General features: G+C 60.9%; 13 protein-coding genes. 8 read left to right on the top strand and 5 right to left on the bottom strand.

Features of this window, described 5'->3' with window-relative positions; all coding sequences use genetic code 11:
• The first annotated feature begins 342 nt into the window (after positions 1–342).
• From ACVWY5_RS18860 to ACVWY5_RS18845, 4 genes are all read left to right on the top strand, one after another.
• Positions 343–729, top strand: a complete 387-nt coding sequence (locus ACVWY5_RS18860; protein WP_321176759.1) for a hypothetical protein — start codon at positions 343–345, stop codon at positions 727–729.
• Positions 730–911: 182 nt separating this feature from the next.
• A complete protein-coding gene (locus tag ACVWY5_RS18855) occupies positions 912–1,163 on the top strand; it encodes a hypothetical protein (protein WP_028333895.1) in 252 nt (83 codons plus the stop codon).
• An 855-nt stretch (positions 1,164–2,018) separates the two neighbouring features.
• Complete coding sequence (locus tag ACVWY5_RS18850; RefSeq protein WP_321176761.1) at positions 2,019–2,477, top strand: hypothetical protein; 459 nt, start codon at positions 2,019–2,021, stop codon at positions 2,475–2,477.
• A 291-nt stretch (positions 2,478–2,768) separates the two neighbouring features.
• The gene (locus tag ACVWY5_RS18845) at positions 2,769–3,902 is read left to right on the top strand and encodes a hypothetical protein (protein WP_321176762.1); all 1,134 of its coding nucleotides are present in this window, start codon (positions 2,769–2,771) and stop codon (positions 3,900–3,902) included.
• Here ACVWY5_RS18845 and ACVWY5_RS18840 read toward each other — a convergent pair.
• Positions 3,899–5,200 carry a site-specific integrase gene (locus ACVWY5_RS18840; RefSeq protein ID WP_080667065.1) on the bottom strand — a complete coding sequence of 434 codons (1,302 nt, stop codon included), beginning with the start codon at positions 5,198–5,200 and terminating at the stop codon, positions 3,899–3,901. The genes ACVWY5_RS18845 and ACVWY5_RS18840 overlap by 4 nt on opposite strands.
• 1,135 nt (positions 5,201–6,335) lie before the next feature.
• Complete coding sequence (locus ACVWY5_RS18835) at positions 6,336–6,848, bottom strand: MarR family transcriptional regulator (protein WP_028333898.1); 513 nt, start codon at positions 6,846–6,848, stop codon at positions 6,336–6,338.
• 454 nt (positions 6,849–7,302) lie between these two features.
• On the opposite strand from ACVWY5_RS18835, the gene ACVWY5_RS18830 reads away from it, so the two are divergent.
• From ACVWY5_RS18830 to ACVWY5_RS18815, 4 genes are all read left to right on the top strand, one after another.
• On the top strand, positions 7,303–8,835 hold the full coding sequence (locus ACVWY5_RS18830; RefSeq protein WP_028333899.1) for a porin: 1,533 nt from the start codon (positions 7,303–7,305) through the stop codon (positions 8,833–8,835).
• Positions 8,836–9,274: 439 nt separating this feature from the next.
• Positions 9,275–9,454 carry a hypothetical protein gene (locus tag ACVWY5_RS18825; RefSeq protein ID WP_051376127.1) on the top strand — a complete coding sequence of 60 codons (180 nt, stop codon included), beginning with the start codon at positions 9,275–9,277 and terminating at the stop codon, positions 9,452–9,454.
• Positions 9,455–9,585: 131 nt separating this feature from the next.
• Entirely contained in the window at positions 9,586–9,819 is a 234-nt protein-coding gene (locus ACVWY5_RS18820; protein ID WP_028333900.1) for a hypothetical protein, read from the top strand.
• Positions 9,820–10,004: 185 nt separating this feature from the next.
• Positions 10,005–10,967, top strand: a complete 963-nt coding sequence (locus tag ACVWY5_RS18815; protein WP_028333901.1) for an SDR family oxidoreductase — start codon at positions 10,005–10,007, stop codon at positions 10,965–10,967.
• A gap of 60 nt (positions 10,968–11,027) precedes the next feature.
• On the opposite strand, the gene ACVWY5_RS18810 is transcribed toward ACVWY5_RS18815, so the two are convergent.
• The 3 genes from ACVWY5_RS18810 to ACVWY5_RS18800 all read right to left on the bottom strand — a co-directional run bounded on the left by ACVWY5_RS18810 (position 11,028) and on the right by ACVWY5_RS18800 (position 13,838).
• On the bottom strand, positions 11,028–11,495 hold the full coding sequence (locus ACVWY5_RS18810; RefSeq protein WP_028333902.1) for a GcrA family cell cycle regulator: 468 nt from the start codon (positions 11,493–11,495) through the stop codon (positions 11,028–11,030).
• Positions 11,496–11,638: 143 nt separating this feature from the next.
• Positions 11,639–11,839: a hypothetical protein gene (locus ACVWY5_RS18805; RefSeq protein ID WP_016844973.1), complete on the bottom strand. Its 201-nt coding sequence runs from the start codon at positions 11,837–11,839 to the stop codon at positions 11,639–11,641.
• Between the two features lie 172 nt (positions 11,840–12,011).
• Positions 12,012–13,838 carry an AMP-binding protein gene (locus ACVWY5_RS18800; protein ID WP_028333903.1) on the bottom strand — a complete coding sequence of 609 codons (1,827 nt, stop codon included), beginning with the start codon at positions 13,836–13,838 and terminating at the stop codon, positions 12,012–12,014.
• Between the last annotated feature and the right edge of the window lie 54 nt (positions 13,839–13,892).

The following is a 13,892-nucleotide window of genomic DNA, read 5'->3' as shown; positions in this document are numbered from 1 at the left end:
GCGAGTGCGTGTGGGTAACGCCCGTCGAGCCCGCGAAACCAAACTTCCCGCCCATACCGTGCCCTGACCGGAAGGTCAGGGTGCGTGCCGTCTATGTAGCCAAAGCGATGTCCGTGGCGTTCGGGGAGGGGCGACGCGTGGGAAACCATGACGCTTACCCGCTTGTTTCGACACGCAAGCCTGTCTTCAGTTTCGGTTATGGTGTCCTGCCGTGGCCTCTAACGCAAGGATGCCGTGTCGCGAGGGACAACGGAGAGGTCTTCGAGGTAACCGACACGAAGCCTGACAGCGTTTCGCGTGTTGAAGTGAGCGTCGTACAACTCGGTAGACAGAAGGACGACTATGCGAAGGGGTGATCCGACGCTCCGCGCTCATGGCTGGCCGCGCTCGACGCCGGTCAGCCGTGATATTCCCGATACCATCGCTTACGGGCTCGCGTGCCTGCGCGACATGAAAGAGGATTCGCTTAAGTTCTTAATCTGGATGGACAACTCGTGGCCGGATCATCTCGCCCCCGTGCTCGCGTGGTACGCGGGGCAACCGCGCAGCGGCGTTTCAGTTCGGCTTGTCAAAACGCTGATTAAGTACGCGGGGCCGTTGATGCTTGAACGCGCACTCGGCAAAAAGCGAATGCGCGAGCTGTTGCAGCGCTATCCTGGCTGGGGTGATCCTGGCGGGCTGCGCGGTAGGTTTGACGGGTTCGGTGGAACGGATGGCTTGCCGAACTGAGCGACTTAGAGGCTCGAACGGCGTGCAGTCCTCAACGTCAGTTCGAATCGAGCGGGCTCGAAATCGGTAAGCTCTGTTAGCTGACACTAACACCAAATGACGTTTGCTCGAAAATAATCCCTTTGACGCCGATCAGCCGCTTTGCGACAGACGTAGCGTTCGGATTTCAAAGGGCAGGGGCAATGCAACTAATCGCGACGAGACACTACGACGACTGGCATCCAACCACGCTGGAATGCTTCGAGCTGCAAGATCGTATGTACCGCAAGGCGGACGGTTCATTCGTGCTGATGGTGGCGGGGCCGCTGCCGGATGATCCATCAGTCGAAAAGTCTTACAGTCTCGAAGACGTGTTTGAGTGGTTGAGTGAGTGCGCATGGCAGATCAAGCGAACAGTGATCATCCACAATTCGAACCGATCCCATCCGACCTAGATAGGTTGATGAAGTTGGTCGTCACGCGGCACGTTTGGGGACGCGGTCTGAGTGCTGAGCAGATGCAAGCAAGGTTAGCGGCTGCCCTCGACGAGAATCGCCGTCACCTTGTTGCCGTTCGCATCGGGAAGGCAGGGCGGCTAGAGATCGAGTTCAGCCCGCAGTTGGGTGATTTGGGACGTGCGTTCGCTGAAGCGTCTCGCGGCGCGCCTGCAAATCGGCCAAGCTGATGGGGCGCGCCGTGAAGGTGATATCTCTTCCGAACGACGATCACTCGCGTCTGTCTCGAATAGGCGCGACGGGAGAAGACGTGCCCATGACGCTCGAAGAGGCGTGCAGGGTAATCTTCAAAGATGCCATAACGCCTGCGACGCTTAAAGCGGAAGCAAGGCGGGGCAATCTCGTGCTGCACAAGATCGGGCGAGCTTATTTCGTCACCTTGCTTGAACTGAGCGCGATGTGGGGAAAATGCTGCGTTGGCTCTGTGTCTCCAAATCGGCCTCCCGTCGAGAGCAACAACGATGCGAGGGCGGCACTAGCGAGTGCCGCTCGCCTCGCGCTGCACCTAAAATTGCGAAAGCCTGCCAAGCCTGCGCGCAGATGATGCTATATATTTTCTGTGAGCCCAATCATGAGATCGGCTCATAGAGCCCGTTTGGCTTCCGTCTATATTCAACTATCTCGCTATCAGGATAAGTAGCCCGGAGTTTTGCAACATACTTGCTAAGGCCGAGTGACTTAAAGATGGTCGAAATGGAATGCCCAGCGTCGGTTAGGAGATAAACGGCCGCGCTCGTCATCATCACGGCAATTTACGCGTACTTCAACTATCAGATGGCGCAGCGAAATGGTGAAATGGTCGAGCAAATGAGGGCGCAACACGAGAGCTTCCTTGCTCCGGTGATAACCGTTGCCATCAAGATCAAGCACGGAAGTATGATGTGCCTTTTAGTGAGCAATCGCGGCCAGTCTCCAGCAACCAATTTGAGGCTTTCCCTCGATCAAGACTTCCATCAGTTTGGGAAGCCCGCCGCAGGGGAGAACATTCGAAACTTCCCGATGTTTCAAGAGACGTTGCCGTCCTTTTCGCCCGGAGAAGAATTGTTTAGCTGGCTTGTGCAGGGTCACGAACTAAACGAACATACTCCAAAGAAATTCACGGTTTGGGCCAAATTCGAGTACGGCGGAAAATCGTACGAGCAGCCGCACACCGTGAACCTGGCAGCATATTTTCGTACGTCGCAGGACCGGAACGAGTTGCTGGACGAAGCCAAAAAGATCACTCAGGCCTTGGAGACGCTCGCCAGAAAGTAGCCGGACCGAATGGCTTGCGAGCGCGCAGGTGGGGTCAATTCTCGCGAGGTAGCTCCGCGATGGCCCGACGAAGCTTGATTTCGATGCACCGAGCGCAGATCAGCTCTCCGTCGCCTGCCGATGGCGCAAGAACGACTAGCCCTTCTGGCGCAAAGTCTTCCTCACAGTGATCGCAGCGGGGACTTTCGAGCATTCTTGTACTTCCCCACACGCTTGTGGCGGAAATTCGCTGGCCCGACTATATTCGGTGCGCTCCTTGCTATTCCGCTATGACTCGGGATTCCCGTGGACTTGAACAACGCAGCGATGTCGGTATCATTTTGTCCGGATACGGGCGAGCTGATGGTTCGCGTTCAAGAGTCCCCTTTAGACGATGGACAACCCGGCAGATCGGTTACGTTCTCGGGCGCAAGCCTTCGACCGCTCGGATACGCCGAGCTACGTCAAGCCAATCCCGAGAAGCAATTAGCTATTCCGATGGAATTGGGCGGCGCTCGGCTTCTCGATACCAACATCGAGGGCTTGGACAGGAAGATAAACTATTACGCAAAAGCAGCCGTGCTTGAGAGCAAGTTCACTTCGCGCGCAATTGGTCTCGTGAGGGGCGGTTGGTTGCCGCCGACATTGGCCGCGAGCAATAAGACCGTGATTTTGCTCGATAGAAACATCATAACACAAATTCGCGGTCGTTTTGGGGGTAAGGCGGCGAGCACTGAGCCGGATTTCCTTGATTTGTTTGCTAATCGCCCCGTGAGAATCAATCCGGTGCTCGCGGCTATGGAGGGCAATAAGGCGGCCATTCCCACACCCGAACAAGTCCGCGAACAGCTTGACGAGATTGTGAAGCAACTGGGGGCTGCGCTTCCGTCCGCGAAGTTGGTTGTCGGGCCTGACAGTTTAAGAGGCGCGCTTGGCCTGATCGAAGAGTCGCGGGCAGGCATGGAAAGAAAGCAGCAGTTCCTAATACGCGTGGCTCCGAGGCTTGCCGCTCCGGTCGGCAAAAAGAATAGGCTCGCGACAAGGGATGCGGTGCTTACCGTAGCGGACGAATGCGGCGTATTGCGCAGTTCACTCGTGGTACTCGCTGTGTTGAGCGCAGTGTTTGTTGCAAACGGGGCTAGTCCGGCTAAGAGGCTGCTGAAATTCAAGCCTGGCTATCGCGAGAAGGACGCGTATAACGCGTTGGTAGACCTCCGCTCGCTTGAGATGCTGATTTATCTTTTCGCGTGGTTCCCGGATGCGCCGACAATGCTGTGCACTGCCGATAAAGACTTGGCGCTCTTCTGGACAGGAATTCGGGCATCGAACTTTGAGCGAAAGGACGCTGGGGTTAGCTTTAGCCTATCTCCAATAGATGCTCTATTGCCCGGGTTCGCCAATGAGTGGCCGACTATATCAGGAAGTAGTTCGCAGCTAACCGATTAGGGCTTGCCTCCCATGCTCGGCAGTGTCGCGGCTTCAATTGCCAACACAGCCTCCCGTTTCTCTTCGAACATATGCCAGCGGGCATAGACGCCAGTCACGCCTTTATCGTTGTGATTCAATAACGCCTTCACGTAATCGACGGGCAGTCGAGCTGCCTGCACCAAAGTTGCTGCCGTTCGCCTTAGATCGTGGGGCGTGAAGGCTGCCAGCTCTTCGCCTTCGTCATTAGCGTCCTCATTCCCCAACAGGCGTCGGACCGCCTGACTCATTGAGTGGCGCGCGAGCATGCCGACGCTTTCGAAGCGGCTTGCGAACACGGGTCTGTCATCCTTGTCCTCGCCCTCATCAGGCTTGCCAAGCTCCAAGGCTGCTTCGATCAGCTTAACCGCAGTCGGGGAGAGCGGGGCCGTATGCTCTGCCTTCTTGTTCTTCGTCCGCACGGCCGGAATGATCCAATGCGGCTTGTCGCCGCCAAGGTCGTGAAGCTCGGAACGCATCATGCCCGCGACTTCGCCCGGACGCTGGGCTGTCAGCAATACGACTTTCAGCGCCAGACGCGTCCCATCTGTGACGCCTGCCTTCTCATCGTCAAGGATGGCGAAAAAGGCTTTCAGTTCGTCGAGTGTCAGCACGCGATCCTTCTCGACTTCCTTACCGCCGACCTTCTTCATGCCGTGCAGGAAGTTCTCCGTCAGAATCTCTCGGTCGTTCGCGTACCCCCACATAGTGCGGATGACGGACTGCGTCCGGTTGGCCGAAGAGGGCGAGGTTTTGGCGATCTCTTCGAGGTGCTCCCTGATCTCACTGCGGGCGAGGGAGCCGACGGCGCGCTTCCCGAACTTAGCCTTGGGGCGCTTCAGGTACCCTTCGTCGTTTTTCCAGCTGCTTTTGCGGGGACTGCCGGTCCGGGGGTCGATAGCCTTGATGTGCTCGACGTACTGGTCGCACAGCTCGCCGAACGTCACCACTCCCTTGCGGTGCTCGACTAGCTGACGCTCTTGGGCGACCTTGGGGTCCTCGCCCTGGCCGTTCCTGGCCTCTTCCCGGTCCCGGGCCTCCCGGGCGAGCTTCAGACTTAGGGCCGGGGCCTTGGCACCGTACAGCCCCAGCGTCACGCGGCGCATGCCTCCCTTGGCGCGGGAGCGGTAGGCGAACGTCCAACGGGCGACGCCGGTCGGTGGACAGCGCAGCACCAAGCCACCCCCGTCGCTCAGTTCGATTCGTTTGCCAGTGTCCTTGGCCTCCGCGATGGCCTTATCGACCGCTTTGGCCGCGAGCTTGTTTCGACCCCTAGCCACGGACTGCCCTCCGATGTTTCCCCGGTGTTTCCTGCCGCGAGGTTTAGGGGTAGCGCCCTAGTGTGTAGCGGTTGCCGGAGTGGCCTTATAGCCGATTTGGGAAACTTTTGGGAAACATTGGCGGGGGATTGGCCAGTTACTGGCGGTAACTGCCGATAGCTTCTGATATGATCTAATGAACTGATATTGCAGTACTAATGGTAGTTGACGATATGGCATGAGCTTCCGCGATATTCCAGCACGGAATCACTGGGAGACTAGGGGTCGGAGGTTCAAATCCTCTCGCTCCGACCATTTTCTCAAAATTCGTTCGGTGATGGTTTGAAGCGGACGCGCATCGCGCGCCACCGGCTTGCGATTGGTTGCCGATGCTGTTCGCCTGTCGCGGAAAGCTGTGCGCGGAAGCCAACACGCTGCCGTCAATATCGAGCAAACGCTCGTTGAAGAGGCAGCACCAAGCCGATCCCATCGGCTGCTGTCGTGTCGATGAACAAGCGTTCATGGAACGTCACTGATTTCAGGCGGTTAGTTGCGGGGCGCATTTTGGAGGACAAAATGAAGCACGCAATCATCGTCCTGTCCGCGGCATGCCTGATGGCTTCCACCCCAGTTGCTTTTGCACAAGGTGTTTCGAGCAAATCACCTGGACACGAGATGCAAAAGAAGGGCTCCAAGAAGGGCAGTCCCGGCGCGTCGGGCTATGCACCCGGGCACGAGATGCAGGCACGAGGATCGAAAGCCGGGAGCCCAGGGGCCTCTGGCTACGCCCCTGGCCAGACGACGGGCTCGGGCAGCGGGATGACCGGAGGCACCTCGACCAGGTCCAGATAGTTACACTGCGAGGTTGGCTTTGCGGGGCCCCGGCTGTCAGCGCCGGGGCTCCTTTTTCATGGCCCGTTCCCCGATCGAGCGCAGCTTGGCCCGTTTCATGCTTTCCAGTGAGGGGCAAATGGGGGTCCAACGTGATTGCTGAACACTTCCTGGTCTGGGCTGCGCTGCTGAGCGTTCTCGCCTTCCTGGCGTTCCAGCCGCCGGGGCGCGGACACCGATAAGTCTCCGCATCGTACGCTTCGCAAGGTGAACCGCGCGACCGTTCCGGTTGCCAGTCGTCCCGTCCGCTGCAGAGCCGGTCGCTTCAGGCCTCGGCTTCCATCGCAACAATCAGGCAGGCCTTTTCGAGGCGGTTGGTGAGCATCGAAAGCTTGGCCGTGAACTCGGCCAGCTCAGGCTCGCTGAACTCCTCGAAGACGGTTTTCTTGAACGCCTTGTGCTGTTCGGCGAGGCTCGCGAGGTGCTTTTTGGTCTTGTCGGTCAGCGACAGCCGGACCACGCGCGCATCGGCCGGGGAGGGCGCGCGCCGCAGCAGCTCCTTCTGCTCGAGCAGCTTGGACTGCGTGGTCACGAACGACGGATCGACGTGCAGCAGCTTCGACACCACGTTGATCGGCACGCCGTCAGCCTTGTCGAGATCCGAGATCGCGATGAGAATCATCCATTGCGGACCGCTGACGCCAAGCGACTTGCCCCAAAACTGACGGACGCGCTCCAGATGCGAGTTGATGGCCGAAATCTCGAGCGTGAACCGCTTGATGATGTCGAGATGTTCGATGGCGCGCTGGCGCGTCGAATCCTTCCTTGTCACTGACACAGCTTCCTCTTCCCTCGGGCGCCGACTCAGCTTTGTGCTGATTTATTTCTTGTTTTCCGCGCTGCAGTAGGTTTTTTCCCGCAAGCCGCCAACGAACGCAAGTGAACGTAAAGTAATTATGATAGTCGTGTGACGGTTGGACTATTTGAGGTGTGACAAGTTTTCCCAGGTAAGCAAAGGGCTTACAGGCAGCGTTGCCGGCGAGACACAGTGTGGCCGCATTCGCATTCCTGACTTTATAAACTATTTTGATTGGCGAACTGGTCAATGCATATTGAACCCGGCGGTAGGGGAATCTCGATCGTCCCGTTGCGGTGATCGTTCAAGTCCGTCGCACACCACAGATTGATCTGAGGGTGCGGGGTTTGGGGAAAACGGTCTTGGACAATGCGGGAGGATCACGGGGCGCTCGCGGCCTCGGACTCTCCGCATATGAGCAACTTGGAGGTTTAATATGAATTTGAAGAGCCTTATCCTGGGCTCGACGGCTGCGCTGGTCGCGGTCGGCGGGGCACAGGCGGCCGATCTTCCCGTCAAGGCCAAAGCGGTCGAGTACGTGAAGGTTTGCTCGCTTTACGGTCCGGGCTTCTACTACATCCCCGGCACCGACACCTGCATCAAGCTGGGCGGCTATGTGCGTGCTGACGTCGTGGTGAACGGCAACAGCGTGTACGGCGCGAACTACAACGGCGCCAGCGGTGCCAACAACCGTTTCACGAACGGCTACACCTGGCGTTCGCGTGAAGACTTCAACATCGATACGCGCACCGCGACCGAATACGGCGTGGTCCGCACCTATTTCGATGCGGTGTTCACCTGGACCTCCGACACCTATGCCGGCCAGGGCAACGGCTCGACGGTGTACTCGGCGATCGGCTCGACGGCTGCGCCGAACAACGCTGGTTCGGGCAACGTGGCTGCCGGTTCGGTCGGCGTCTACTACGCCTTCATCCAGTTCGCCGGCTTCACGATGGGTAAGGCGGTTTCGCAGTTCGCTGCCCCCTGGAACGGTTATCCGGGCAACAACTACGACGCGCTCGTCGGTGGCGTGAACACCACCAACGGCATCAACCAGTTCACCTACACCGCGCAGTTCGGCAACGGCGTGTCGCTCGCTCTGTCGGCGCAGGACCAGGTTGCCTACATGCAGGCTGGCGTGAACAACCTCGGCGTCGGTGGCGCTTACGGCTCCAGCGACTACGCCGGTACGATCGCTCCGGACTTCGTTGCTGCGCTCAAGGTCGATCAGGCTTGGGGTATCTTCCAGGCGTCGGTCGCCGCCCATGACAACCACGCTGCCTACTACGGCGGCACCGAGTTGACCGGTCATCCCGACGACAAGTGGGGTTGGGCTGGTGCACTGGCCCTGTCGATCAAGAACATCCCGACCGGACCCGGCGACACCATCAACATCCAGGGCGTCTACACGGACGGTGCGACCCGTTACAACATCCAGGAACTGGCCAGCCAGGCCAGCTCGATCGCCATCTACGGCGGTTCGAGCCTGCCGGGCGTCTATGGCAGCGTTGGCTTCGGTACGGCACCCGACACGGTGTTCGGCCCCGGCGGTCAGCAGCAGTCCATCAAGACCTGGGGTATGCGCGGTGCGTACACCCACAACTGGGATCCCTACTGGAACACCAGCTTGTACGGTGCGTTCGCCGCTGTCTCGTTCAACGACGCGGCTAAGTCGCTCATCTGCGGCGTTGGTGGCGTCGGTGGTTCGTTCCGTGCCGCATTCGCTGGCGGCGCTGGCGTGACCGCCTGCAACCCCGACTACAACATCGCGCAGATCGGCGTGATCACCCGTTGGACCCCGGTCAAGAACCTGACCTTCTCGGCCGACGTGACCTACTCGCACCTCGATCAGAAGTATGCCGGCATCATCACCACGTCGGCGACTGCTATCGGCAAGCCGACCGCGACCTACGAGCTGAAGGATCAGGACACTGTCCAGATGCTCTTCCGCGCTCAGCGCAACTGGTAATTCCGGTTGATCTGATCACGATCCAACAGAACCCCGGCAGGCAACTGCCGGGGTTTTTCTTTGCGAAAGATTCCAAGGAGAGCTGAGCTGCGTCATTTCGGTCCACGCGAACGACGAAGACGAGCCATGCGATTCATTAGCCGCAGACTTATTTACTTACCTGATCTACTAAACTATATACGCTATGGCCAACACATTGAATGATGGCTCTTAGCTGGCTGCTAAGCCTCCCAAACCTCCGGCAATGCCCTGCCGGAGGTTTTTGATTCAAGGGCCCAGCCGGCGTCGACGATGGTGGCGCGCGCGGCCCGCGCAAGCTGCGGCCGGCGATCGGGTTGCCGTCGCCTTGCCGATTCGACGCCGTCAAGATTTGACGGAATCGATCCGCAGTGCATTCTCGCCATTCATGGGACGCTTCAAGAACAGCCGCCTGGCGCGCATGAGCAGCGGCCACTATTGCCTGATCCGGGATCTCGGGCTGGTGAAGGGCGGCAAGGGATTGCGGCACCATGAGGTGATCATCGATTTCTCGTGGCGCGGCCTGCTCAAGCTGGCCCTGAGCGCGGGTGCCGGCGTCCTACGGCGGCGCGCGTCCGTGCGCGTCGAGACAGCCGAATAGCGCGGGGCCGCGTCATGACGCGGCTTGGCCTGCGGCCAGGATGCGCGCGATCATCGCGTGAGTCTCACGCGCTTCGCGAACAAGCATTCGAATTCGGGCGACGTGATCGCAGCATTGTCAGAGCTTCGCATATGACGATCGCGCGCTGTGCCACGCCGCGCGCTGCGCTCTGCGCGGATTGCGATCAACGTGGTTCATCTGCGCAGGTGCCGTCGCGCTGCTTCGCTGGTGTTACCTCGGCTGCAGCGGCCGCGGTGGAAATTCCGGCCGCGATCGCCATCAGCGTTGTCGCGACCAATCTGTTCAGGATGTGCACGATCATCGTCTCCGATTGCCGATGTCGGATTGTTCGCAGCGCGGAATGATTTCATTACGCGGCCACCGTCTCAATCTGCTGCAAGCGGCTCACTTGCGCGTGAGAAGGCGCCGTTGCTGGGCGACAATTCGGTGATGTAAGGTGCCACAGCCAAACGGTTGGAGCTGCGATCCGCGCTCCGGCCGAAACAAAGAAGAACAGGGCAAGAAAAATAAGGGAAGGAACGGATCTCACATGAAGGATTTTGCCGGAAAGATTGCCGTCATCACCGGTGGCGGCACGGGCATGGGGCGCGAGCTGGCACGGCTGCTCGTTGCCGAGGGCTGCAATGTCGCGATGTGCGACGTCTCGGCCGAGGCGATGGCCGAGACCAAGCGGCTCTGCGAGGTCGAGAAGCTGCCGCAGGGCCTGCGCATCACGACCCACGTTGCCGACGTCTCGATCGAGGATCACTACAAGCGCTTCCGCGATGAGCTGATCGAGCAGCAGGCGACCGACAAGATCCACCTGCTGTTCAACAACGCCGGCATCGGTGGCGGCGGCAGCCTGTTCTCCAACACGCGCGAGCAGTGGGAGCGCACCTTCAACATCTGTTGGGGCGGCGTCTATCTCGGCGTTCGCACCTTCCTGCCGCTGTTGGTGAAGGCCGACGAGGCGCACATCGTCAACACCTCGAGCGTCAACGGCTTCTGGGCCTCGGTCGGCATGGGTGTATCGCACACCGCCTACAGCGCGGCGAAGTTCGCCGTGAAGGGGTTCACTGAGGCGATGATCAACGATCTCCGCCTCAATGCGCCGCATGTGAAGTGCTCGGTCGTGATGCCCGGCCATATCGGCACCTCGATCGTGTCGAACTCGCGCAAGGTGCAGAACGGCTCCGACCAGCTCAATGCCGACGAGCTCAAGCAGGCGCGTCAGCGTCTGCAGGGGCAGGGGATCGACGTCGCCAGGATGTCGGACGCCGACATCCAGCAGCTCGCGCTCGATCGCGCCCGCATCTTCCATGACGAGGCGCCGACCTCGGCGGCGGCCGCCGCCAAGATCATCCTCGACGGCGTGAAGGCCGAGCGCTGGCGCATCCTGGTCGGTGACGATGCGCATCTGCTCGACGAGCGCGTGCGCAAGACGCCGGAACAGGCCTACACGCCGGAGTTCTATCAAGGCATCGTAGCGGCGACCGGCTGGAAGGTCGGCTGAACGGCCGTCCCGCATCGCGGGCGGGACGGCTTCACCCAAGCGCTCCCCGCGCATCAAGCGCTATCCGCGCATCGCGCGTTGGCGCGATCCCGCTTGATAGGCGAGGCGGTAATGCCCTGAGCAATAGGGCATGCCGCCGAGCGGTGTGTTGCCGCAAAAGCAGAAATCATCGGCGCCCGGGGTGCTGATCGGCCAGCGGCAGCGCTGCTCGCTCAGTTCGAACAGCGAGCAGCTGTTGGCGCTGACGATCGGCGCATCGTCGGGCTCCCGCTCGTAGACCGCTTGGAGCAACCGGAGCTGCTGCTTGGCAGTCGCCCGTTGTGCGGCGTGGGCGGCCGATTTCTTGCGCCGCGCCCGGCGTTCGTCCGGCGTCGTGCGCATGAGGTTCAGCCGCGACAGCTTGCCGATCACCGCATTGCGGCTGACGCCGATATTGACGGCGATGTCGCGGCAGGAGAGGCCGGCTTCAAAGTAGATTTTGAGTTGGTCGACGCGCTCCGGCGTCCAGGTCGGTTCGATGGCAATCATCTGACGGTTCCACGTTCTGTGTTGAACCGCCGCGCCGGCACACGCCTGAGCTCGCCACGCGATGACAAGCAATCGCGCCGTGATCTCATCCCCGTTTGAGCATGATCTCTTCGGAAAACCGGTCTCCACTTTTCCGGATCATGCTAGGGCGTGCGGCCGTTGTCGCGGATTGCAAGCAACCCGTCCTTGATGGCGAGCCGAATGCCTTCCTCGATCAATGTCCGTGCGACGCCCGGGACGCTCGTGCCGTGGGTGCCCTGTCTCACCAGCTTCTCGAGGTAACCAATGGTCGAGAGCGCCAGCGTGACCGGGACGCGGTCGGTTTCGGCCTTTTCCGTAGCCATGGTGAAACGCTTAACCCCGAACGCCTGTACTGAAAAGTATCTATTTAGAGTCTATTTAGGAATAAGGCAGTTCGTCAAGCCGTGGGCGGCAAGAAGCAGCCAGCCGCGCCCTCGCGCTGGAAGCGAGTTCCAGCGCGAGGGCGTCATCGAATTATTGAGATAGATGAAGGCGTTAGGGCCGTAAATCGACCTTGACCGGGAACTTCTTGAGAAGCCGCTCAGCCCTCTCGGCCTTGTCCGGAGGCGCGCTCACACTCAGGTACAGCCCGCGGGACGGATCGGTAATCGCGTCGACACTGACCTCGCCGGACAATCCTTCCAGCGCCAGCAGCTCGCGTGCGGCCTCGCCGGCGGCGATCTCGCGCAGCTTCGGCTTGAAGATCTTGCCGACCGGAGTCACTGGCATCTCCGAAATCACCGACACCACGCGCGGGCGCGCCGGCGGCTCCAGGATGTTGTCCTGCACGAAGGCTGCGAGCGCGTTCGGATCGATATGGGCGCCCGGCTGCGCCGAGACGAACAGCATCGGCACTTCGCCGGCGTAGGTGTCGGGACGCCCGACGGCCGCGGCAAGCGCCACGCCCGGAAACGCCAGCGCGGCGTCCTCGATCGCGCGCGGATCGATGTTGTGGCCGCCGCGGATGATGACGTCCTTGGCGCGGCCCATGATGTAGACGAAGCCGTCGGCATCGATCCGGCAGATGTCGCCGGTGCGCAGCCAGCCGTCGCGGAACGCCTCCTCGGTCTGCTTCTTGTCGACATAGCCGGCGAATACCTGCGGGCCCCTGGTCAGCAGTTCGCCGACCGGTGAGGGCCACGGTCCGGTGTGGAGCTTGCCGCCGTCGAGGATCGCAAGCTCGACCAGCGGATTGCGGGTGCCGACGCTTTCGGCGCGCGGCCTCACGCCGTGCACATCGTGAGTGATGGCACCGGCGAGTTCGGTCATGCCGTAGAGCTGCTGGATGCAGGGGCCGCCCCAGGTCGCAAGATAACGCCGCTCGATCTCGGGCGGGCAGATCGAGGCGCCGGTGGCGGTGACGCGCAGGGTCGAGATGTCGCTGTCAGCGACCGGGATATCGGCGAGGGCGCCGAGTATCGTCGGCACGTTGCCGGCGATGTTGATGCGGTACTTCTCGATGATCTGCCAGAAGTGTCGGACCAGCGCCGGATCGCGCGCGCCGGCGGGGCCGGGCATGACCATCGTCGTGCCGGCCGCCAGGGAATTGGCTGTGGTGCAGAACAGGCCGCCGACATGGAACAGCGGCATCGTGATCATCGCGCGCTCGCCGCGATGGAAATCGAGCGCCATCCGCGACGACACGGTGGAGGCGACCATGGCGCGATTGGTGAGCCGCGCCACCTTGGGATGGCCGGTGGTGCCGCCGGTCGGGAGCATCACGGCGACGCGGTCGGCTTCGCTCATGTCCTTGGACTTGCCGTAGTCGTCGCGCCAAGCGGGATCAGGCCGCAGCACCTCGCCGTCGAAGGCGATGCTGCCGTCGAGCGGCACGATCACGATGCGCTTGAGGGACGGCACCTCGCGCTGCAGGCCCTCGACCCTCTCATAGAGCCCGCCCGGCAGGCCCGGCGGCGGCGCCAGCAACAGCCTTGCGTTGATCGCGTTGAGCTGGGCGACGATCGCTTCGCGCGTGAACAGCAAATTGAGCGGCTCGGCGACGCCGCAGGCGGCTGCGCCGAAGATCGCGACGACGGTCGCGGGGCACGCCGGGAGCAGGACAGCCACCGCGTCGTCCTTGCCGATGCCGTGCTTACGGAAATAGGTTTCAGCGGCCTTGATGCAGCCCATCAAGTGATCGTTCGAGATCACGACCGGGTTGGGATCGAGCGGCGAGCGCAGATAGATCGCGGCTTCAGCGTCCGGCGCGCCCTGCGGACCGCGGGCAATGAGGTCGAGGATGCGCGGGCAGGCGGCGAGCGTCTCCTGCATCTCCCTGTCGCGCGCAGCCTCGTCGGCCGGCGAAAGCCTGTCCTTCAGCATATCCGTCCCCGTCCATTCTTGTTCGTTGGGACGGGGATTGTATCGAGCCGGGCT

The organism is Bradyrhizobium sp. USDA 3256 (genome assembly GCF_054058275.1).
This window is presented reverse-complemented; position numbering and strand designations above follow the sequence as displayed.

Coding starts and splice junctions, on each gene's coding strand:
- ACVWY5_RS18860 (WP_321176759.1), top strand. CDS start 343: ATGCGAAGGGGTGATCCGACGCTCCGCGCTCATGGCTGGCCGCGCTCG.
- ACVWY5_RS18855 (WP_028333895.1), top strand. CDS start 912: ATGCAACTAATCGCGACGAGACACTACGACGACTGGCATCCAACCACG.
- ACVWY5_RS18850 (WP_321176761.1), top strand. CDS start 2,019: ATGGTCGAGCAAATGAGGGCGCAACACGAGAGCTTCCTTGCTCCGGTG.
- ACVWY5_RS18830 (WP_028333899.1), top strand. CDS start 7,303: ATGAATTTGAAGAGCCTTATCCTGGGCTCGACGGCTGCGCTGGTCGCG.
- ACVWY5_RS18825 (WP_051376127.1), top strand. CDS start 9,275: ATGAGCAGCGGCCACTATTGCCTGATCCGGGATCTCGGGCTGGTGAAG.
- ACVWY5_RS18820 (WP_028333900.1), top strand. CDS start 9,586: ATGACGATCGCGCGCTGTGCCACGCCGCGCGCTGCGCTCTGCGCGGAT.
- ACVWY5_RS18815 (WP_028333901.1), top strand. CDS start 10,005: ATGAAGGATTTTGCCGGAAAGATTGCCGTCATCACCGGTGGCGGCACG.
- ACVWY5_RS18810 (WP_028333902.1), bottom strand. CDS start 11,495: ATGATTGCCATCGAACCGACCTGGACGCCGGAGCGCGTCGACCAACTC.
- ACVWY5_RS18805 (WP_016844973.1), bottom strand. CDS start 11,839: ATGGCTACGGAAAAGGCCGAAACCGACCGCGTCCCGGTCACGCTGGCG.
- ACVWY5_RS18800 (WP_028333903.1), bottom strand. CDS start 13,838: ATGCTGAAGGACAGGCTTTCGCCGGCCGACGAGGCTGCGCGCGACAGG.